This window comes from Pseudomonas sp. LBUM1643, from assembly GCF_059716215.1.
In genome coordinates this window covers 3,238,002-3,259,104 of record NZ_CP166813.1, presented here as the reverse complement: position 1 = coordinate 3,259,104, position 21,103 = coordinate 3,238,002, and the positions used below count along the sequence as shown (strand labels likewise).

Annotated in this window: 16 protein-coding genes and 2 pseudogenes; 7 read left to right on the top strand and 11 right to left on the bottom strand. The window is 57.5% G+C overall.

Annotation, left to right across the window (positions count from 1 at the left end):
• The first annotated feature begins 29 nt into the window (after positions 1 to 29).
• Positions 30 to 566, top strand: coding sequence for a hypothetical protein (locus tag ACA063_RS14665; RefSeq protein ID WP_497662201.1), 537 nt, complete (start codon positions 30 to 32; stop codon positions 564 to 566).
• Positions 567 to 750: 184 nt separating this feature from the next.
• Here ACA063_RS14665 and ACA063_RS14660 read toward each other — a convergent pair whose 3' ends face one another.
• Positions 751 to 1,227: a PA2171 family ribosome-binding persister protein gene (locus ACA063_RS14660; RefSeq protein WP_497662200.1), complete on the bottom strand. Its 477-nt coding sequence runs from the start codon at positions 1,225 to 1,227 to the stop codon at positions 751 to 753.
• A gap of 343 nt (positions 1,228 to 1,570) precedes the next feature.
• Here ACA063_RS14660 and ACA063_RS14655 point away from each other — a divergent pair, with 343 nt between their 5' ends.
• Positions 1,571 to 2,797, top strand: coding sequence for a zinc-dependent alcohol dehydrogenase (locus tag ACA063_RS14655; RefSeq protein WP_497662199.1), 1,227 nt, complete (start codon positions 1,571 to 1,573; stop codon positions 2,795 to 2,797).
• A 52-nt stretch (positions 2,798 to 2,849) separates the two neighbouring features.
• Here the strand turns inward: ACA063_RS14655 and ACA063_RS14650 are convergent, their stop codons facing one another.
• From ACA063_RS14650 to ACA063_RS14625, 6 genes and pseudogenes are all read right to left on the bottom strand, one after another.
• The gene (locus tag ACA063_RS14650) at positions 2,850 to 3,146 is read right to left on the bottom strand and encodes a hypothetical protein (protein ID WP_497662198.1); all 297 of its coding nucleotides are present in this window, start codon (positions 3,144 to 3,146) and stop codon (positions 2,850 to 2,852) included.
• Positions 3,147 to 3,262: 116 nt separating this feature from the next.
• Entirely contained in the window at positions 3,263 to 4,606 is a 1,344-nt protein-coding gene (locus tag ACA063_RS14645; RefSeq protein WP_497662197.1) for a cation:proton antiporter, read from the bottom strand.
• A gap of 46 nt (positions 4,607 to 4,652) precedes the next feature.
• On the bottom strand, positions 4,653 to 5,264 hold the full coding sequence (locus tag ACA063_RS14640; RefSeq protein WP_497662196.1) for a Yip1 family protein: 612 nt from the start codon (positions 5,262 to 5,264) through the stop codon (positions 4,653 to 4,655).
• Between the two features lie 112 nt (positions 5,265 to 5,376).
• Positions 5,377 to 5,682 (bottom strand): annotated as a pseudogene (locus ACA063_RS14635) (SDR family oxidoreductase); the annotation flags it as partial.
• Positions 5,664 to 6,044: pseudogene (locus tag ACA063_RS14630) on the bottom strand (nuclear transport factor 2 family protein); the annotation flags it as partial. The pseudogenes ACA063_RS14630 and ACA063_RS14635, both read right to left, overlap by 19 nt.
• Positions 6,045 to 6,100: 56 nt before the next feature.
• A complete protein-coding gene (locus ACA063_RS14625) occupies positions 6,101 to 6,664 on the bottom strand; it encodes a TetR/AcrR family transcriptional regulator (protein ID WP_497662195.1) in 564 nt (187 codons plus the stop codon).
• A gap of 215 nt (positions 6,665 to 6,879) precedes the next feature.
• On the opposite strand from ACA063_RS14625, the gene pssA reads away from it, so the two are divergent.
• On the top strand, positions 6,880 to 8,223 hold the full coding sequence (pssA, locus tag ACA063_RS14620) for a CDP-diacylglycerol--serine O-phosphatidyltransferase (protein WP_497662194.1): 1,344 nt from the start codon (positions 6,880 to 6,882) through the stop codon (positions 8,221 to 8,223).
• Between the two features lie 93 nt (positions 8,224 to 8,316).
• Entirely contained in the window at positions 8,317 to 12,792 is a 4,476-nt protein-coding gene (locus tag ACA063_RS14615) for a hypothetical protein (RefSeq protein ID WP_497662193.1), read from the top strand.
• A gap of 70 nt (positions 12,793 to 12,862) precedes the next feature.
• On the opposite strand, the gene efeO (ACA063_RS14610) is transcribed toward ACA063_RS14615, so the two are convergent.
• From efeO (ACA063_RS14610) to efeU, 4 genes are read right to left on the bottom strand one after another with little or no spacing between them, the layout of a single operon-like run.
• The gene (gene efeO / locus ACA063_RS14610) at positions 12,863 to 13,687 is read right to left on the bottom strand and encodes an iron uptake system protein EfeO (protein WP_497662192.1); all 825 of its coding nucleotides are present in this window, start codon (positions 13,685 to 13,687) and stop codon (positions 12,863 to 12,865) included.
• A gap of 24 nt (positions 13,688 to 13,711) precedes the next feature.
• Positions 13,712 to 15,010: an iron uptake transporter deferrochelatase/peroxidase subunit gene (gene efeB, locus ACA063_RS14605; protein ID WP_497662191.1), complete on the bottom strand. Its 1,299-nt coding sequence runs from the start codon at positions 15,008 to 15,010 to the stop codon at positions 13,712 to 13,714.
• Positions 15,007 to 16,227, bottom strand: coding sequence for an iron uptake system protein EfeO (gene efeO, locus ACA063_RS14600; protein ID WP_497662190.1), 1,221 nt, complete (start codon positions 16,225 to 16,227; stop codon positions 15,007 to 15,009). The genes efeB and efeO (ACA063_RS14600) overlap by 4 nt, the downstream gene beginning before the upstream one ends.
• An 8-nt stretch (positions 16,228 to 16,235) precedes the next feature.
• The gene (gene efeU / locus ACA063_RS14595; RefSeq protein WP_497662189.1) at positions 16,236 to 17,075 is read right to left on the bottom strand and encodes an iron uptake transporter permease EfeU; all 840 of its coding nucleotides are present in this window, start codon (positions 17,073 to 17,075) and stop codon (positions 16,236 to 16,238) included.
• A gap of 396 nt (positions 17,076 to 17,471) precedes the next feature.
• Between efeU and ACA063_RS14590 the strand changes: the two genes are divergently transcribed.
• The 3 genes from ACA063_RS14590 to ACA063_RS14580 all read left to right on the top strand — a co-directional run bounded on the left by ACA063_RS14590 (position 17,472) and on the right by ACA063_RS14580 (position 21,100).
• Positions 17,472 to 18,494 (top strand): AraC family transcriptional regulator, encoded by a 1,023-nt coding sequence (locus tag ACA063_RS14590; RefSeq protein ID WP_497662188.1) that lies wholly within the window; start codon positions 17,472 to 17,474, stop codon positions 18,492 to 18,494.
• Between the two features lie 164 nt (positions 18,495 to 18,658).
• Positions 18,659 to 20,323: an AMP-binding protein gene (locus ACA063_RS14585; protein WP_497662187.1), complete on the top strand. Its 1,665-nt coding sequence runs from the start codon at positions 18,659 to 18,661 to the stop codon at positions 20,321 to 20,323.
• A 15-nt stretch (positions 20,324 to 20,338) separates the two neighbouring features.
• A complete protein-coding gene (locus ACA063_RS14580) occupies positions 20,339 to 21,100 on the top strand; it encodes an SDR family NAD(P)-dependent oxidoreductase (protein WP_497662186.1) in 762 nt (253 codons plus the stop codon).
• Positions 21,101 to 21,103: the final 3 nt, after the last annotated feature.

The following is a 21,103-nucleotide window of genomic DNA, read 5'->3' as shown; positions in this document are numbered from 1 at the left end:
TAACTGTTTTCCCTCCTGATGTGATGCCCGTGCCGAGAATACTGACTGAAGCCACGGCTGAAGAAGCCATGACCGAACACAACGCCAAGATGTTTGGTTCCCCGAAGGAGCGCCTTGATTTCTATCGCCGGGAAATACAGTACGAAACCAGCATCCTGGCCAACCGCACCGATGCCTACCTGGCGGCGCAATCATTCCTGGTGATCGCCTTTGCGTCGTGCATGGCCAACCTGAACCCCGAATGGGGAAAGCTGTTCACTCTGGTCGTTCCCGCCTTCCTGGCGCTGCTGGGCTTGCTGAGTTCACTGAACGCCTGGCCGGGCATTCGTGCGGCGTACGACATCATTGATCACTGGCATTTCAAGCAAAGTGAGTTGCTGCGCAGTGAACCGTTGATGGGGTTGGCATACGATGAATCGCCGTTGTTCAGTGAGATGGAATCGTCACACAAGGGGTACCGAAAATCGTTGCTGTTTTCAGTGCGGACGCCCTGGATCTTTGCCACGTTCTGGGTGCTACTGGGGACCTATGCCGTTTTCATTCAGGTGACGAATCCGGGCGGGTGAATAACCCGGATTTTATCGGGATGGTTTTTCGATACGGTGTCGGTGTTAAATCCATGGGGGCTTCGCCCCCAACGCAGGCTGCGCCAGCTGCTACAGGGGGCGCGATTTCACACTTACCTTGTAGCAGCTGCCGAAGGCTGCGTCCGACTGCGAAGCAGTCGCTGGCCTAATACCTACAGGTGAATCAAGCCGCCATATTTCCTGCACTCATTTCCTTCTTGTACTGAGCCTTCAGCGCTTCCATCAGTGCGCCCAACTCTTCCAGCTCAGCTTTACCCAGCAACTTTTTCGCCTGAGGAAACATCTCGGTTTCTTCCTCTTCGATGTGATGCTCCAGCAACTCCTTCACCACTTTCACCCGACCGGCAAATTCCGGTGTGGATGGGTCAGTGACCTTGAGATCCGGCAGCACCAGCGAGTCGACGGTGCGGTGTTCTTCCTTGGCTTCGTAGTACATGATTTCCTGCTCTTTACCGCCGGCCTTTTTATAGGCGGGATACAGCACCTCTTCTTCCAGTCGGGTATGGATGGTGATTTCCATTTCCAGCTTGGCAATCAGCTCGGTGCGCTTTTTAATTCCACGTTCGGTGGACTCACTCAGTTGGGTCAAGATGCCTTTCACGCGTTCATGGTCGGCTTTCAACAGGTCGATGGCGTTCATGGTCGGTTCTCTCAAATAGTCACGGGTTAGGCGCTGACGGTCTCGATGCCGAAGGTCGCTCATAGTCATTGAGCATTTGTCGTGCCGGTTTTGACGAGCGGATAATCCCGTATAAAAACAATTAGTTAGCTACGTTGCCAACACCGAGGAGTCATGCAGCCTGCATGAGTAGATCAAACTCTTCATGCAGTTCGCAGTGCCGCCGTAATCCGCACGGATTGCTGAAGATTTGCACGCTAACCGCCGATCAGAATCAACCGCTACCTGACTGAACTCACGGCTTCCCGTCGCTCCCTTAATACAGACACCCATGTCTTTAGTAGTGACCAGCGAGGATGCAGCCATGCGAGCAATGACTTATCACGGTGCCCATGATGTCAGGGTTGAAACCGTCCCCGATCCAACGATCGAAGCCGCTGACGACATCATCTTGCGGGTCACGGCGACGGCTATTTGCGGGTCTGACTTACACTTGTATCGAGGCAAGATCCCGACGGTTGAGCACGGCGATATCTTTGGTCATGAGTTCATGGGCATCGTTGAAGAAACCGGGTCCGCCGTGACTGCCGTGCAGCGCGGTGATCGTGTAGTGATTCCTTTTGTGATCGCCTGTGGTGATTGTTTCTTTTGTCAGCAAGAGTTATTCGCCTGCTGCGAAACTACCAATGAAGGGCCGGGCGGCAGCCTGAACAAAAAAGTCATCCCGCCACCGGCAGCCTTGTTCGGTTTCAGCCGCCTGTATGGCGGTATTCCAGGCGGACAGGCCGAGCTTGTCCGCGTCCCCAAAGCCAACACCGGGCCTTTCAAAGTGACGGGATTGCTGGCCGACGAGAAAGTGCTTTTTCTCTCGGACATCTTGCCGACCGCTTGGCAGGCGGTGATCAACGCCAATATCGGTCAGGGCTCCAGTGTTGCCATCTTTGGCGCCGGACCGGTGGGTTTATTGAGTGCCGCGTGCGCGAAAATGCTCGGCGCCGAACAGATATTCATGGTTGATCACCACAACTATCGATTGGCGTACGCGCAAAGTGCCTACGGGGTCATCCCGATCAATTTCGATGACGACGATGACCCGGCTGACACGATCATTCGCCAGACCGAGGGTAGCCGTGGCGTTGACGCTGTCATCGATGCGGTTGGATTTGAAGCCAAGGGCAGCACCACTGAAACGGTACTCGCGACGTTGAAAATAGAAGGCGGTAGCGGCAAGGCGTTACGTCAATGCATTGCGGCGGTACGCCGGGGAGGGGTGGTCAGTGTGCCCGGCGTCTATACCGGTTTCATCCACGGCTTCCTGTTTGGGGACGCCTTTGACAAAGGCCTCACGTTCAAAATGGGCCAGACGCATGTCCAGCGGTATTTGCCGGAGCTGCTTGGGTACATCGAAACGGGTCGTTTGCAACCGGAAGCCATCGTCACCCACAGGATGTCCCTGGAGCAGGCGGCCGAGGGTTACAAGATTTTCGATAAGAAACAGGAGGAGTGCCGCAAGGTCATTCTGACGCCGGGCTCCAGCGATGTGCCATTGGCTGAAACGTTTGAAACTGAAGCGGTACCCGTTATGCAGTAACGATACGCGCCCTGTAGAAGCAACTTCGGCCTCTACAGGGCCGGGTCAAGGTTCAAACCCTGGATTCGTGGTCCTGTTGAACCTGACGAACATTATTCGAAGACATCGGCATCGAAGGAAAATCTTCATTGAGCACCCGCAGATGCTCGATAGCCTCGGCGAATTTGACATCCGCCTTCCTGCGCATCGCCTGATAGCGGTCAAACTGCTCCCCATCCAGCTCGCTGCCCTCGAGCAACGCAAAGGCACACTGATTCAATGCTTCAGCTTCTTCGAACATCTGACGATTACGTTGCAGGGCGAATTCGCGACAGGCTTTGAGTTCATCGCGAGTGGAATAGTGAATCATGACCGGCACCTTAAAGTCGGAGGAGGTTGATTAATAGGCATCGGCAATGCAAAAGGATTTCAAATTTATGATCGCCAAATTTCGATAATCAACCCCTTCAATGCGCGAGTGAAAAATCAGTTTTTTCGTTGCTTGCGCCGTTCATAACGCGCCAGGATCGGTTGGGTACTGACGCCGTGAACCAGAATGCTCAGTGCCACTACAGACAGGGTCAGGTTGGCACAGAGCGTTGCCACTGATTGGTCCAACCCGTGGTTCAACGCATAAAACAGGTAGTACAGACTGCCGATGCCGCGAATGCCGAACCAGCCGATCAACAGCCGTTGCCGCCCTTCAAGCAATCCACCCCAAGGGATGGCAACCACACTCAGTGGCCGGATCAGCAAGAACAACGCTGCACCGATTGGCAATGCCCGCCAATCCCAATGGGCGATAAGTACCACACCCAGCAGCGTCACCAGAAAGACTTCCATCGCCCGTTCGACCAGACCGCCAAAAGCAAGCATGTCGCCCATCATGATGCCGGCTGCCATCTGGGAATCTTCAAGGTTGTCGGTATCGCCGTGAACGGCATGCTGCGGGTCGACGTTCTGATGGCCGACAACCGGCTGCACAAGATGCTCGGCGGGTACCGGGGAGTCGCCCGTGGATTTGACCTCTGCCTGGCGCAGACCGAGCCCGGCTGCAAACACGGACAAGAAACCGTAAGCATGAACCGACTCGGCCCCGACATACGCCAGGGCGATCAACGCGAGGGCCAGGTAATCATTGGGCGACAAGGTGCTGTCTTCGTTTTTTATCCGCAGTGAAAGGGTCACCAGACCAATCCCGCGCCCCATCCAATAGCCAATCAACAAACCCGCAGGGACAGCCCAAAGCAGTCTATAAAGCGCCCAATCGCCCAACCAGCCCGGGTTGTCATCGTGCAACAACAAGACCAGCCCCAGGATCACGAAAGGAAAAGCAATCCCGTCATTGAGACCCGCTTCACCGGAGAGCCCGAACCGGACGCTGTCATCATCGCGGGCATCGTTGACCGATACCAGCGCCGCTAGCACGGGGTCGGTAGGCGCCAGGATCGAGCCAATCAACACCGATACGCCCCACGGCAGCTCGAATCCGAAGTGCAACAGCAAACTGACCCCCGCGATAGTCAGCACCATGACGGGCCCCGCCAGACCAAGCGCAATCCGCCATTTCTTGTCTCTAAGCGGGGCGCGCAGTTTCAAACCGCAGACAAACAGCGAAAAAAGCACAGCGACTTCGGTCAGATGCTCCATCCAGACAGAGGCGTCATCCAGATCGAGTTTCAATAGACCGAACCCTGCGGGTCCGATGGCGATGCCCAGCACCAGGCACACGGCTGAAGTGGTCACGGGCATCCATCGCAGGTACGACGATGTCAGGGCCAGTGTCAGCAGTACCGCTCCCAGCACTGCCACCCATACGATGAAACTCATGTCTTGGTACTCGCCGAATGGGTGGCAACGGGGTAGGGCTTGATAATCAACCGACGGTCGCGCGCAGGTATTCAGGGGTCAGGACGTTGAACCAGACCAGAATCATTTCCACCAGAATCGTGACCAGTACCAGTAAGCCAACCCCCCAGACGCAGGCAGCATTCAACACGCCTTGTTCTTTGCGTTCGTGCATGAACGTGGGCAAACCGACAAACAGTAAAAAGGTTGAATAGACCGACGCCGCGCCCAGTACCAGGATCGCCAGCCAGCGACTTGGGTACAGCCCGGCGAATCCGGCGAGGAAGAACGGGGTCGCGGTATACGCGGCGAAACCGATGCACTGATTAAGGGTCGGCCGGGAGTCAAAGGTGCGCGACATCCAGCGGATGAACAGCCCCATCACGGCGACGCCCGCGAGAATGGTTACGTACAACAACACACAGAGCTGCAAAGCGCTGCTGGTGCTGAGCTTGACCGTTTCATTTTCAGCCAGGCTCCAACCGACGTAGGTCGTCCCGATAAACAGGCACACGGCGGGAATCAGGGCGAGCAACAGTAAGTGAGCCAGATAATGACGCGGGTGGGCTTCCTCTTCCCTGCGAATATCCGTCCACGCGAAGTTGGGTTGGGTAAAGAGTTTGATGATAGGTGCGGACATGACGACCTCCAGATAACGGAAGGCCCGCCATTGGGGCCTATCGTTTTGGAGATCGGTTTTTTGTGAGGGGTTCATTTTTTTGCATGGCTTTCGACATTACCCCTCACGGTCCTTACAACATTGGCTTGCCTCCCGTCACTCCATAGCGTTGCCCGGTGATGTAACTGGCCTCGTCCGACGCAAGCAGTACATAGATCGGCGCGACTTCCACCGGCTGCCCCGGCCGTCCAAGGGGTGTTTGCGAGCCAAAATTCTGCACTTCCTCATCAGGCATCGTGGAGACGATCAGCGGAGTCCAGATCGGCCCGGGCGCCACGCAGTTCACCCGGATGTTTTTCGGGCCGAGCATCTGCGCCAGGCCACCGGTGAAGTTGGCAATGGCGCCTTTTGTGGTGGCGTAATGCAGGCAAACCGGTTGGCCATCAGGCCGTTCTCGTCAAACTCCCAGTTTTCGTTGCCGTAGGAGCGAAACCAGTTACCCGAATCATCGTGCCATTCATAGGCATAGCGCACGGCGATCCGGTTACCGGTAAACGCCCAGAGTTCCTTGATAAGACGGTAGTCCAGTTCCTTGGCCCATTTGCGCGTGAGGAATGCCTTGGCTTCTTCACGGTTATGAGCGAACTCCGCGCGGTTTCGCCATTGGGTGTCCAGGGTATAGGCGAGCGAGACGCGCGCGGGGTCACGAGAGTTCCAGCCATCCTCGGCCAGGCGTACTTTCTCGATGGCCGATTCCCGGGTGAAGGGTGGCAATGGCGGACGAACTTCAGGGTTTGACATATAACGTCTCCTCTCGAATTAACGTACAGGGGCGGTTGTTGCATTTGAATTAAGGGTTACAGGTTCAATAACTTGCGCGCCACGCACTGCGCGTTATCGGCAGCACTGTGATCGCCCATGATCAGCGCGACGGTGATGGCACCGTCGATCAGGATCAGCAGTTGCCTGGCCAGCGTCTGCGGGTGGTCCGCGCCAAATTCGGTGCAGAGCTCGCACACGTAATCGAGCAGCTTCTGTTTGTGCTCCTTGGCCAGCAGGCGCACCGGATCCTGCGGGTCGCCCGTTTCGCCACTGGTGTTGATGAAGGCACAACCGCGAAAGCCTTCGCTGGTAAACCATGCCTTGAGCACCGTAAACAGGTTGAGCAGGCGATCGGCCGGGGTAGAAGCCTTGCCGACCTCGCTGGTGTACCAGTGCATCCAGCGCAGGTCACGCCGTCGTAAAGCCGCGACGGTCAGCTCCTCCTTGTTGGCGAAGTAGCGGTAGATACTTTTTCTGGAGACCCCTGCGGTTTTCACCAGTAGATCCATGCCCGTGGCAGCGATGCCACTTTTGTAGATCAATTTCTCGGTGACATCCAGAATGATGTCGCGGGTAGCATTGCTAGTGATTTCGTTCATGTGGATACAGTAGAACGATCGTTCTCCTTTATCAAGCAGGTATGTGTCGTGCAGCGCAAACAGTCATCGCGAGCAGGCTCGCCCCCAAGTGGAAACGCATCTCAAACGTGGGAACGAGCCTGCTCGAGAAAGGGCCTTTACAGACGCTGACAAGACCCGAACCAATCCATGGTGTAAGCTCTCGGGTTCTTCGGATTCGACCTTTTGCGAGCCCTATGCCGTCGCTTTTCAAACGCTCCCTGCTGCCTAAACTGCGCAGTTTTCCGCTGACCGCCGATGCCGTCACCATGCTTTGCGGTGCAGCCGAATTCCGTCGCTGCCTCCTGGAAAAAATCGCCGGTGCAACCCAGCGCATTTACATCGTTGCGCTGTACCTGCAACAGGATGAAGCCGGTCAGGAAATCCTCGATGCCTTGCACGCGGCCAAACTGGCACGTCCTGAACTGGACGTGGTGGTAGTGGTTGACTGGCTGCGCGCCCAGCGCGGCTTGATCGGTGCCGGCAAGCAGCCGGGCAATTCGGCCTGGTACCAGGACATGACCCGGACTCACGCCAGTGAAGTGCCGGTGTACGGCGTTCCGGTGCAGAGCCGCGAGCTGTTTGGCGTGCTGCACCTGAAAGGCTTCGTGATCGATGATTGCGTGATCTACAGCGGCGCGAGCCTCAACAACGTCTATCTGCACAAGTTCGACAAGTATCGATACGACCGTTACCACCTGCTGCACAACCGCCCCTTGGCCGATTCCATGCAGCACCTGGTCCAGCATGGCCTGATCGCGTCCAAAGCCGTCAATCGACTCGACTTGCCCAACCTGCCGACCACCCGCAGCCTGCGCAACGATATCGGCGACCTGCGCAGCCGCCTCAAGCACGCGTCCTACGACACCACGGCGGGCACGCTCGAGAAGGGCGGATTGTCGGTCAGCCCGTTGCTTGGCGTCGGCAAGAACAACCCGCTCAGCCGGGTGATCTGCGAACTGATCGCCAGCGCACAGCATCAACTGACGATCTGCACGCCTTACTTCAACCTGCCGCTGGCCGTGACGCGCGAAATCAACCGGGCACTGGGGCGGGGCGTGAAAATCGACATCGTCGTCGGGGACAAGACCGCCAACGATTTCTACATTCCGCCCAGCGAGCCGTTCAGAGTGATTGCGGCGCTGCCGTACCTGTACGAAATCAGCCTGCGCAGGTTCGCCAAGCGCCATCAGCGCACGATCGATAGCGGACAGTTGAACCTGCATCTGTGGAAGGAAGGCGACAACACCTACCACCTGAAAGGCATGTGGATCGACCAGCGTTACACCCTGCTGACGGGCAATAACCTGAACCCGCGGGCGTTCCGACTGGATCTGGAAAACGCTTTGCTGATCGATGACCCGAAGGGTGAGCTCTTAGAGCCGCGCCGCAACGAGCTGGCGCAGATCTTCCAGCACACCACGCGTATCCAGCGCTATCAGGATCTGGAAACGCTGCTTGAATACCCGGCAGCGGTGGCCAAGTTCCTCAAGCGTGTCAGCCGTGTACGGATTGAGCGCTTGCTGTATCGGATTTTATAAAAACAGCGGGAAGTCGAGGAGAGGCGTTTTTTGATAGTTTCCTTCCCGGCAGGTCTCTTAGGTTGACGCGATTTTCAGGAAAAGGAACTTCCAATGTTCGCGTCGTCTACAAATGTCACCCAACCGGCTTGTGCTGCGCAATTCAAAGCACAAGCCTCTACCCAGTACTCTTGGGCCACGCGGGTACTGGGTACACGCAGCAGTCCGCAACTTCCAATACTTCCCAATTGTGATGCTCGGCCCTGCCGACGTTCGCCTGCCGCGACGGAGAATACTGTCGCGGCGCCCATGTACTGCGCAAGATTTACCTTGCATGGGGATGTGCTCAAAGATCAGAAATCTCTCGAGCAATGCTGGGCGGCCGTACAGGAGCGTTTGGAAACCTTGCCGTTGACGGATGAGGCGATGTTCGATGTGCTGGATAGTGGCTTTTTGCATACCGATACGGGCCGTAGGCTTCAGGGACTGTTCGCAGAGGCTTTAATGCGCTCCGTCAGGCCAAAGGGAGACCTTACGACCGAGCGATTACGCGAGATCGTGGAGGTTATCTGTCATTTGCCCCCTGCCTGCTGGGCGGATGCTTTCGGTGAAACCCTCAACTTCCCCCGGGGAACTGACAGCAACACCGTGATGGGTTTCATACAGTCGCAACTCGTGGTTTCGCGGGTGCAAAGGGATGAAAAAATTGCTCACGGTGAACTGTTAACGGACGTTCAGTGGCAGGCGTTCAAGCGCGTTGTACTGGAGAGCCGGAAGTCAATCAGGCCATGGCGAGACAGTCGACTCAACAGCACGCTGATGAAGCTGGAGGATGGTCTGCATGTCAGGCCGTCTCCCCAGGAAGCCCGATTTTTTCTCGGCGAGTTTCTTCAACGTCTGGATGAAACGGAGAGGCACGAACGCTTACCGGAAAAACACAAGTGTCAACTCCATCAGCTCTGGCAGAGCATTGAAGTCAAGACAGACTCGCACTCTGCGACGTCACCAGGATTGAACATGCAGAGCCTGGTCAACAGCGTAAATTCGGGTTTGAACAACCTGGGTTCCCTGTCCGCCAACGACCTCAGTCAGGCGCTTTACAACGGAGCGAGTTCGGCTATTTGTTTCGCCAATGGTGTTAAATCCGTTATCAGTTTCGTATTCAGTGCCTCACCTAAATCATCGTTAAAAACTGCTGACCCAGCTGTGCAGGAGGTTGACGCAAGTCAACTACCCTTGATGTCGACACTTCAGGAAATCGAACGTAAGGGATCGTTCTACGACCATGTCGATACCAATGGGCCGCGCGTACCTGAAGGGATCGCTGGCAAGCTGCTCTTTGGGCTCAACGGCCTCGATACCTTTGGGCTATTGGGGGTTGCAGAAAAATTCCGCCCGTTGATTTGCGTTCCGATGCCGGTCCAGGTGGAAAAGAGCTTCAGCACACCTGCAGACCCCGCGTCTCCACGGGTTCCGGCCCAGGAGAAACCCGCGTCCTCTCGTGAGCGCATGTTTGAAGAACTTGAAGCGTTAGCTGCTCAGATTGATGACCTGTTGGCGCGGTCCACGCACGTGTTGACCGGATGGCGTCCTGCTGAAGCAGTCGAACTTCCTGATCCCCGCTCACTGCTCGCGAAGATGCAAGCAAACATCAACAAGCTAGATGTGCGAACGCCGCTGCGTTATGACCCGCCGTCCTCGTATGGTGCCCTCGATAATCCATATGCCAGCACGGTCGAGGATTTGGCGCAACACTCACCTACGGATGAAGACACTCCGTGGAACGCTGCCCTGGACGCGCTGCGCATTCATTTCGGAACCTGGCTCCAGGCTTCCACACACGCTCTGGCCTCAATGGGATTGATGGCGTTCAACGGCGCTGCCGGGATTATTCAAGCGCACCCTCGTACCGCGGCGACAGTAACGCTGGCTGCGATACACGCGCTGATCAGTGAGTTCTACGGTCAGTGGTTTTCCGAGGATTTGCCCGATCTGCCCGCGGACATGCACTTTGCTCATGAAGCAGACCTCCAGCTGAACGACGCCATTATTCATGACGTACGCTCACTGCTGGATAAATCGCCGCAATTAGTATCTGCGGTCAAGGCGCGAATTGCCGCGTCGATCTTTGGTGACCCCCATCAGGATCCACTCCTTGTAGCGGATGTGGCACGGCTACTGGAGGAGCCGGTTCCCGGCATCCCGGATAAGACTTACTTCGAACGTGTTGATAAGACGATCGCACATGATTTAGAGGTGTCAGCCCGGTTTCACAACCGCCCGGTGCCGGCGATCCTTGATCGCTCACAGCGTCAGGCGCGCGCAGCCGAATGGACGCTGGAGTCGGTGAGCAGCGCCGATAGTGCTGATCGACACCTGCAGAACAACGTGGTTGCCCAGCTCGGTACCGGCCAATACAGCCGTTTGTCCGTACCTCCAGGGGCGTTGATTTATTCACCGGTTGAGTTCTTTCGGCAAACGTTGAACGATCCGGCCGTTCTCGGCTTTTTCAATGCCAAAGGCCTATCGTTAACCACGCTGCGAATTGAAAAGGATTCAATATCCGGTGCTATCACCCGTGATGGTGTGACCACCACTGAAACATTTAGCTTATGGGATACCTCGGGGTGGTGGCAGGTCTCAGCCCGCCTGCACGCTGCCATGGCGATCCTCGACCCTGAGGACATGGGTTTACCCTACTTAAGCAGTGAGTCGAGCGATATACCTCTGGAGGTGATGCTCCAGTTTTACGGCATCACCCCGCCAACATCAGCGGATGAGGCGAAAATTCTCGCCAGCACACTGGCATCAACAGGCTGGCCCGAGACCACAACCGTTCAAAGGACAGTGTTGGAGGCCGAACTGGACGCAATGACGCTGACTCTCGAAGCGTTCGCGCAAAGAACCCATTTACTGGATAACCTGAATCAAACCGTAGTGGACAAGCCTGACAGCGCTATCGTCTCTTTGTCCGAAACAATAGTTGATTTTGCGGTCAGCACTGAGCTGGCGCAAAATTGCGCTGCAATTCGTCAGTCGCTGAATGATTTTTTCGCATTACCGGCTATGACAGAGCTGTGCAGGATTAAAAACATCGACTGCAGCGCTTGGCCTACCCGTTTGACAGAAAATAAACTACAGGTCTTTATCGAAGACACCTGGGTTGATTTAACCGACGCCGTAAATCAGCAACCCTTGCTGGCAGAAAAACTCAATGAGTTAATTGAAACGGCAAAGACAACGGGAAACGCTATTTACAGCAGTACTACTTTCGATCTGCAACAGATCATCCGCTTTATGGGTTTTGATGCACCGGGCAACGTCGGCGAGGTGCGCAACATCGTTAAATGGCTGACAACGGTTTTACCGCCGTCGCCGCCATTGGGCAACTGTGCTGCTGATGTGTTGACAGAGAACGTTTCGACGGTGTCGCTGGCACCCGCCGACAGAGAAAGCATTATCGAATTATCCAGACGTCTTGTTCAGGGCGCAGGCTCTGTTGTTGATGCACTGGGCAACCTGTTGCTGTCTGGCAAATCACTTGAAGACACGCGAGCCAATGCCGATACGTTGTTAGATACGATGTTTGATACAGAGGTGTCCGACGCATGGGGCCAGCAACTAATAGAGAAGATCAATTGGTACGGCGCCTCTGACGGACAAACGGCGACCGTCCAGCATTATCAACAACTGCTATTGACGGCGCTCAAACTGAGTATCGACCCTGATAGTCCCGGCCGGCCCGGAACGATTGCCGGTTATGACGTCTATCAGGCAAGAAACATGGGGCGTGAACTGGGCGCGGTGCGAGCCGACATTGAAGAGCATTTGATTCAGAGCAAAGGCATCAGCCCACAGTCTGCTCCTTTAGTGGCGCATGTTTTTCTGGCCGGTGTAGCACCGGAGTTTCTGATACCCGATGTCGCAAAGAGCATCACCATGGGATCAGCCAACTGGATGACGTTACGCTTGGGTGTGGCTATTGCTGAAGCAATGAGTCAAGGCTGCACACGTTTCATGACCGTTGAGCAACTTCTGGAAGTTGGCCTGCTTGAGCCTGCGACACCCGAGCAGCGACTGTTATTTCAAACCGTCGCTGTTGACATGGTTGTTCAATGGGGCGTGATGAACGGCATTGTTCGAACGCGTTCTGATTTCGCTTATTCACCCGAGGACTATAAAAGAGCTGCCAACCTTTATGGCCGTCAGACCGACGAACTCGGCAAGGCGTTGAAAGCGTGCACCCAACCGCTTCAAACAAGGAGGGAACTGGCCATTATTGAGCTGCGCAAGGTGTTTCCCGGGACCAGTGACGCAGGTCTGGAGGCCATCAAACTATGGTCAACAGTATTTGATGCGCCCACGAATTTGCAGGCCTCAAAGGGAAGGACTCATGGCCTCATTGAAGTGTACATGGCGGGAGATTTGAAGGTAAGCGCCCCAGTGAACGGTATCTATCGTAACGCCAATTTCACGGCCATTCAGAGCAACGGAAACTGGTACGCGCTCGACCGTGGCGGCAATCCCTATGGGCAACCGCTCCTTGAGTTCAGATTATCGGGTGCTACCGAGGCAACAACGCAGGTTTAACCCTTGCGGGCAAGGGCTGGCACTACCGCGAGTTATCTTGCGATAGTGCCCGCCCAGTCCATGCAATCGCTTAATTCAAACCCAGTTTCCCACGCAGCGTCGACAAGTCTTCAGCCAGTGTATTCACCGGCCCGACCAGCGCCTTGCGATCGTTTTCTTTCACTTTGTCGTAGGTTTCAAAGCCACCGTCGCTGGTTTTGTACTTGGCGAGGATCTTGTCCACGGTCGCAAAGTTTTTGTCGACCTTGGCGATGAATGCGGCGTCTTGCTTGGCGATCTGCGGACGGAACAGGTCAACGATTTTTTTCGCGCCGTCGACGTTCCCCTGGAAGTCATACAGGTCGGTGTGGCTGTAGCGGTCTTCCTCGCCGGAGATCTTCGTGGCGGCGACTTCTTCCAGCAGCGCGGCAGCACCACCCACCACTTTCTCAGGCGGGAAGGTCAGGCCGGCGACGCGGGTTTGCAGGTCCTTGACGTCCTTGTTCAGACCGGCGGCCAGCTCACCCAGGCCCTGAGTGCTGTTTTCCGAGAACAACGAATATTCGATGCGGTGGAAACCGGTGAAGTCTTCGGCTTTCACGCCTTTTTCGTGGTCGTCGACACGGGAGTCGATGGACGCGTCCAGGTCACTGAACAGCTCGGCAATCGGTTCGATCGACTCGTAGAAAACCCGTGTCGGTGCATAGAGTTTCTTCGCCGTGGCCAGATCACCTTTTTTCACCGCGTCAGTGAACTGCTGAGTGTGGCTGGCCAGTTCGTCCAGTTGCTCGGTGACGTAGATCTTGTAATCCGACACCGGTCCCACCAGGTCCATCGGCGCCGTCGCCGCGAATGCTGAAAGCGGGGTGTTGAGCAAGCCAAGTGTCAGCAGTAAAGCGAGGGGCGACTTTTTCATGGGACGGTTCCGTGTTGTGGGTTGTTAGGCCGTAGCGGTAGGTTGTGTGGCTTTTAGCAAGGTGCGACCGATGTAGTCCTGGTCACCTGTGACGCCGGGCAGGGTAAAGAAGTACCCACCGCCGACCGGCTTCAGGTATTCCTCCAGCGGCTCGCCGTTGAGGCGGGTCTGGACGGTAATGAAGCCTTTTTCGAGATCGGCCTGGTAGCAGATGAACAGCAGCCCCATGTCGAGCTGGCCGTTCTTGTTCACGCCGTTCGAGTAGTTGAACGGTCGGCGCAGGATCAGGTTGGCCGCCGTGGCGTTGGTGCGCGGGTTGGCCAGGCGAATGTGCGCGTCGAGCCTGGTCAGTTTGCCTTCCGGATCTTTGCTGTAGTCCGGCACTTGGGTTTCATGTTCGCCGCCCATGGGGGCGCCAGTGCTTTTGACCCGGCCGAGGATGCTTTCCTGTTCCTGCAGCGGGGTGCGATCCCAGCGCTCGACGAAGTTGCGGATGATGCGCACGGCTTGATAGCTGCCGTTCGCCGCCCAGGCGGGCTCGTCGCTGCCAGGCTGCACCCAGACGAGGGTGTCCATGGCCTTGGCGTCGTTGGAATCGGGGTTGGCCGAACCGTCGCGAAATCCCAGGAAATTGCGCGCACTCTGCGCCGGCACACCCGGTTTCGTCGGGGCTTGGGGCGGCACGCTACCTTCCTGTTTCCAGCGTACCAACAGCAAGTCCGGCAGGTTTTTCACGATGTCGCGCAAGGCATGGATGTTGGTGTCGGTGGTGTTCGAACAGAACTGCAGACTCAAGTCGCCGTGGCAGCACTCCGCCTCCAGCGCATCGTTGGGAAAGCCAACCATGCGGATCAGCCGCTTGGGCTTGGAGTCTGCCAGGCCGAAGCGTTCGTCGAACAGCGATTCACCGACCGACACCGTGATGGTCAGGTTATCCGGCGTCACCACCGGGCCAAGAATCCCGGAATCCACGGGCGGAAGTTTCGGGTCGATTTGCTCGACCGGCCCCCCCGTCATCAGGAACGCGATCCGCTCATTGAGTGTGCGAAACAACCGCTCAAGGTCTTCTCGATCGCTGGCCAGGACGTCGAACGACACCAGCATCCCGCTGGCCGGACGCGGGGTAACGATGCCGCTCTGGTGCTTGCCGTGGAACGCGTGGCGGTCCTCGGTCTTTTCGCTGCTGGGGGCTTCAGTGACTTGGGCGGGGCTGGCGGCCATGGCCGGGCAGCTCAACGTCGAGCCGGCCAGTGCCACACCGGCGGCGCCCATGCCCATCAATACTCGGCGGCGCTGAAGGTTGAATTGCTCTGAATCGTTCATCGGTTTGAGTCTTCTGCTGACAGGCCGGAAAGGCCGAGGGCGGGATCGATTCCGTCGAGTGCATCGGCCAGGGCCTTGGCCTTGTCGGCGATCTGTTTGCGCTGCTGGGCGCTCACGCTGTCATAGCTCGCGTAGCCATCCTTTGTCTTCAAACCGTTCAGGTCTGCGTCGAGTGCAGCAAGGGCGCTGGCAATCTTCGGCAACAAGTCGGCGGCGGATTTGGTGAGCAGAGGTCGCAGCAGGTCGACGACCTTGTGAGTTACGTCCAGATTGGCGGCGAAACCGTTCAGGTCGGTGTGGCTGTAGCGTTCTTCTTCACCGCTGCTGGCACGCACCTCGGCGAGGCTGTTGAGGTTGCGGATGACGATGCTCACCAGTTGTTCCGGCGGCAGTGATTGCGCAAGCAGTTGTTGTTTGAGCGTGGTCACGTCGGCGAGCAAACGCTGGGCGACAGGCGCCAGGCCGTCGAGATTGCGTTGCTGGAACAGCGCGTATTCGATCCGGTGGAAACCCGTGAACCCTGGATCTAGTTCGCGTTTTTCGAAGTAATCGGCGCGGGCATTGATCGCGTTATCCAGTTCTGCCAGACGCTGGGAGGCCGGTGCAAGACGTTGATACGCGGCGCGGGCCGGTGCATACAAGGCTTGCGCCTGAGCCAGATCGCCGGTCTCGATAGCCTGCCCCAGCGCGGTGACGGCTCTAATCAGCGCCGTGCCCTGACTGCTCAGGTAAACCCGAAACTCCGACAATGGCCCGACGAAGGCGACCAGCGACGGCTTTGCCTTCGATGCGGCGTCGGAAGCCGCGGTGGGGGTGACGTGCAACGTGCCGCGAGGGTTGCTCAACAAACCGCAGGTGATCGCGTAATCACCGGGCATCAGGTTGGCGTTGATCACCTGACTCAGGCCCGGTGCGATGTTTTCCCGTTCTTCGACCACCAGCACACCGTCGAGGATTTCCCATTCCACGGCTCGATCCGAGCGATTGACGATGCGAAAACTGGCGCGGCCGGCCGGAACCGTCAGAGCGTTCGGCTCGCAGCTGTGCGGGTGAATGGTCACCAGCACTTCGTTATGGTTGGTCTGGCGCTTGGCCGCCGCCATCTTCGAGGCGTAATAGAACAGACCACCGGCGGCGATCATCACCACGACGGAACCGGCAACCGCCCATCGCAGCGCGCGGGGAGGAGAAACCGAGGGAGGGGCTTGGTTTGGCATGTGTGGCCTTACTGGCTGGAAACTGAATGAGGTTGCTTTGCAGGGGGCGGTGCCGGCAGGAAAAACATCACCAGCGCCACCACCAAATACATCAGATAAGCGCCGAGGGTGCTGACGGTGGGGGCGTCCTGATAGCCGAACATCCCGGCCAGTACCGAGCCCAAGGGGCCGTCCATCGGCAGAGTGGCGCTGAAGTCGAACAGCACGGTTTGCAGGTAGTTCCACACGCCCGCTTCATGCAGTGCCTGCATCGAGTTGGCGAGGATGCCGGCCGCCACTACCAGGATGAACAGCCCGGTCCAACGAAAGAACGCGCCGAGGTTCAGGCGCATGCTGCCGGTGTAGATCAGGAAGCCGACGATGATCGCCAGGATCAGGCCGAGCAGGGCACCGATCGGTGCTGCCGGGCCTTCGCTTTGCTGGAAGACGGCGAGCAGGAAGAACACGGTTTCGAGGCCTTCGCGGGCCACGGCGAAAAACACCATGGCGATCAGCGCGGTGACCTGATGTTTGGAGCCGGTCAGCGCCTGATCGAGAGAAGCATGCAGCGAATGCTTGATTGACCGGGCGACTTTGCGCATCCAGAACACCATGGAGCTGAGGATGCCGACCGCGACCAGCCCGACGATGCCTTCAAACAGTTCCTGTTGTTTTTGCGGGAATTCGGCGCTGACCAGTTCCAGACCGCCACCGACCAGCAGGGCCAGCGCTGCGGCCAGGAAGACGCCGATCCAGACGGCGGGCATCCATTGACCACGTCCGGTCTGTTTGAGGTAGCTAGCGATGATGCCAACGATCAGTGCAGCTTCAATGCCTTCGCGCAGCATGATCAAAAATGGAACGAGCATTCAGCACCGGATCGAATTAGATAGGGTGCTAAGTTGTAGCATAATGACACTCATTCGCATATGACAGGAGTTGACATTAACCTGAACGCAACCTGAACGATGTTGAAATCACGCCCTGCCTTTGTAGGGGCTGTGTAGGTCTGTAGGTCTGTAGGCCTGTAGGTCTGTAGGTCTGTAGGTCTGTAGGAGCTGTCGAGTGAAACGAGGCTGCGATCTTTTGATCTTGCCTTTAAAAAACAAGATCAAAAGATCGCAGCCTCGTTTCACTCGACAGCTCCTACACAGCTCCTACACAGCTCCTACACAGCGCCTACGCAGCCGCTACAGATAACCGTCAATCAGGCAGCTGCGCTAAGATGCGGTCACTCAAACCAACCATACGGCTCGCCTCACTCCATGTCGGAAAAAGACACCATTTCGATTCAACTGGTGCGCGAAGCGCTGTTGCAAAGTTGCGCCTCAGGCGCCGCGACCGATGAGGTGTTGAATAAGGTCGGTATCGATCCGGCTTTGCTGAAGACCACCAGCGCTCGGGTCCCGGCCACGTCTTATGCGCGGTTGTGGCGTTTGCTGGCCCGGCGCGGTGATGACGAGTTTTTCGGCATGGACCCGCGAAAGCTCAAATCCGGCAGCCTGGAGTTCTTGTGTCGCTGCGCCATGGTTCAGCCGAGTCTGGCGGCAGGGCTGACCTCCGGGCTGGGTTTCCTGTCGTTAATGCTGGAGCATTTGCCGGCGCAGCTGGTGCGTCAGCAAAGTCTGGCGGAAATCGTCTTGGTCGAGGACGAGCAGGACCCGCGCCGGGCCTTCACTTATTTCACCTATTGGATGATCGTTCACGGGGTTGCCTGCTGGCTGGCCGGGCGACGCATTCCGATTCTGGCCATCGAGTTGCGTTGCCCTGAACCGGACTTTTGCGATGACTATCAGGTGATGTTCTCCGAGAATCTGCGGTTCAACCGAGCACGCACCCGCATGATTTTCTCCGCCGAATGCCTGGATTTGCCGATCAAGCGCAGTCCTGAAGAACTCAAGCGTTTCCTCGCCCATGCGCCGGCCAATATCCTGGTGAAGTACCGTGATCCGCAAAGCCTGGCGAGCCGGATCAAGCATGATTTACGGCAACTGCCGGCAGAACACTGGCCGGAAACAGACCTGCTGGCGCAGCAGCTGTGCATGTCGGCGTCGACGTTGCGGCGGCGACTGGCGGAGGAAGGGCAGACCTATCAAGGGCTCAAGGACAGTGTGCGAAAGGAATTGGCCATCGTCTGGCTGGCTGAACCGAGCATCAGCTTCGCCGAGATTGCCGCGCGGCTGGGGTTTGCCGATGCCAGCTCGTTCTACAAGGCATTTCGCAAGTGGTCGGGGTCCAATCCCGGGCATTACCGCAGTCTGATTCTTAACGAGGCTGACTGCTCCTGAAGTTATAGGAGGGTCAGTCCCGAGACCCCAGCGCTTGAACCTTGGCCAAACCAGTCACGCAACTTGATAACTTTGACCATTGTCCCGCGCACCGTGCGGAGCGAAGATTTCCCTGTTGATTACGGTTCCCCCCAACCTAATAAAAATACAGAGGGATTCTGGCAATGCGCAATTACTTGTCTGCCACTTCACAGTTCAATTATCAGGACACCGTTGACGCTGCACTCGCAGGCGACCTGACGGCCCTTAACGCCTGTGTCGAATGCTGCGACCGGCACGCATTGCCGGGGCGCATTGCATTGTTCTGGGAGGGACGCGACGGGACCAGCGCCACCTATACCTTCAGCGACCTGCAGGACAAAGCCGCGCGGTTTGCCAATTTTCTGCTGGCCCAAGGGGTGCGCAAGGGCGACAAGGTCGCCGGTCTGTTGCCGCGCAACATTGAATTGCTGATCACTGTGTTCGCCACATGGCGCATCGGTGCGGTCTATCAACCTCTCTTCACCGCCTTCGGCCCTAAAGCCATCGAGCATCGGCTCGGTTGCTCTGGCGCCAAAGTCGTCGTTACCGACGCCGTGAATCGCGCCAAACTCACTGAAGTCATCGACTGCCCGACGACTGTTACCGTCGGCGGCCCGAAAGGCCAGGGCATCGTGCGGGGCGATTTCAGTTTCTGGGCCGAACTGGCCAACCATTCCAACGACTGCGAACCAGTCATGCTGACCGGCGAAGAGCCGTTCCTGCTGATGTTTACCTCGGGCACCACGGGTCCCTCGAAAGCGCTGTCCGTGCCGCTCAAGGCCATCGTTGCCTTTCAGAGTTACACCCGCGACGCGGTGGACCTGCGTCCCGAGGATGCGTTCTGGAACGTTGCCGACCCGGGTTGGGCGTACGGCATTTATTTTGGTGTCACCGGACCGATGTCGATGGGGCACCCGATCACCTTTTACGATGGCCCGTTCACCCTCGAAAGTACCTGTCGGGTCATCAACAAATACGGCATCACCAACCTCACCGGTTCTCCAACGGCCTATCGGTTGCTGATCGCGGGCGGCGACGAGTTCGCCCGTTCGATCAAGGGCAAGCTGCGCATCGTCAGCAGTGCCGGCGAACCGCTGAATCCGGAAGTGATCCGCTGGTTTGCCGACAACCTCGGCGTGGTCATCCACGACCATTACGGCCAGACCGAACTGGGCATGGTGTTGTGCAATCACCATGGCCTGGAGCATCCGATCCACATGGGCGCGGCGGGTTTCACCTCTCCGGGCCATCGTATCGTGGTGCTGGACGACGAGTACCAGGAACTGGGCGTGGGTCAGCCAGGCATCCTGGCCATCGACCGCACCCAGTCGCCGATGTGCTGGTTCGCCGGCTACGAAGGCGCGCCTACCAAAGCCTTCGTCGGCAACTATTACCTGAGCGGCGATACCGTGGAGTGGAACCCGGACGGCAGCATCAGTTTTGTCGGCCGCAGCGACGACGTGATCACCACCTCTGGCTACCGGGTTGGGCCGTTCGACGTTGAAAGCGCGCTGATCGAGCACCCGGCGGTGGTCGAGGCGGCAGTGGTTGGCAAGCCCGACCCTGAGCGGACCGAACTGGTCAAAGCGTTCGTTGTGTTGAGCTCGCAGTACCGCGCCGAACCTGCCCTCGCCGAAGAACTGCGCCAGCACGTGCGCAAGCGATTGGCGGCGCATTCCTACCCCCGAGAGATCGAATTTGTCAGCGAATTGCCGAAAACCCCAAGCGGCAAATTGCAGCGCTTTATCTTGCGCAACCAGGAAATCGCCAAGGCTCAAGAGGCCGCCGCGAAGAACGTTCAAGCTTGAATCAAGGAAACAATGATGCAGATCGAAAACAAGGTTTTTCTCGTCACCGGCGGTGCGTCCGGACTGGGTGCCGCCACCGCTGAGATGCTGGTTGCAGCCGGCGCCAAAGTGATGCTGGTGGACATGAACGCCGAAGCTGTTGCGGCCCAGGCTCAACGACTGGGCGCGCAAAGCGTCGTCGCGGACATCAGCAACGAAGCCGCCGCCGAAACTGCCGTGCAGGCAACCGTCAAGGCCTTTGGTGGCCTGAATGGTCTGGTTAACTGCGCCGGCATCGTGCGAGGCGAGAAAATCCTCGGCAAAACCGGCCCTCACGCGTTGGCCAGTTTCAGCCAGGTCATCAATGTGAACCTGATCGGCAGCTTCAACATGCTGCGTCTGGCGGCAGCTGCCATTGCCGAAACCGAGGCCAATGAAGACGGCGAGCGCGGGTTGATCATCAATACCGCCTCTGCTGCTGCTTACGACGGCCAGATCGGTCAGGCGGCGTATGCCGCGTCCAAAGGCGCCATCGTCAGCCTGACGTTGCCTGCGGCCCGTGAGCTGGCGCGCTTCGGCATTCGTGTGATGACCATCGCCCCTGGCATCTTCGAAACGCCGATGATGGCCGGTATGACCCAGGAAGTCCGGGCTTCCCTGGCGGCTGGCGTTCCCTTTCCGCCGCGTTTGGGCAAACCGGAGGAGTATGCTGCGCTCGTCAGGCATATCATTGAAAACAGCATGCTCAATGGCGAGGTGATCCGTCTCGACGGTGCCTTGCGCATGGCCGCCAAGTAAGGA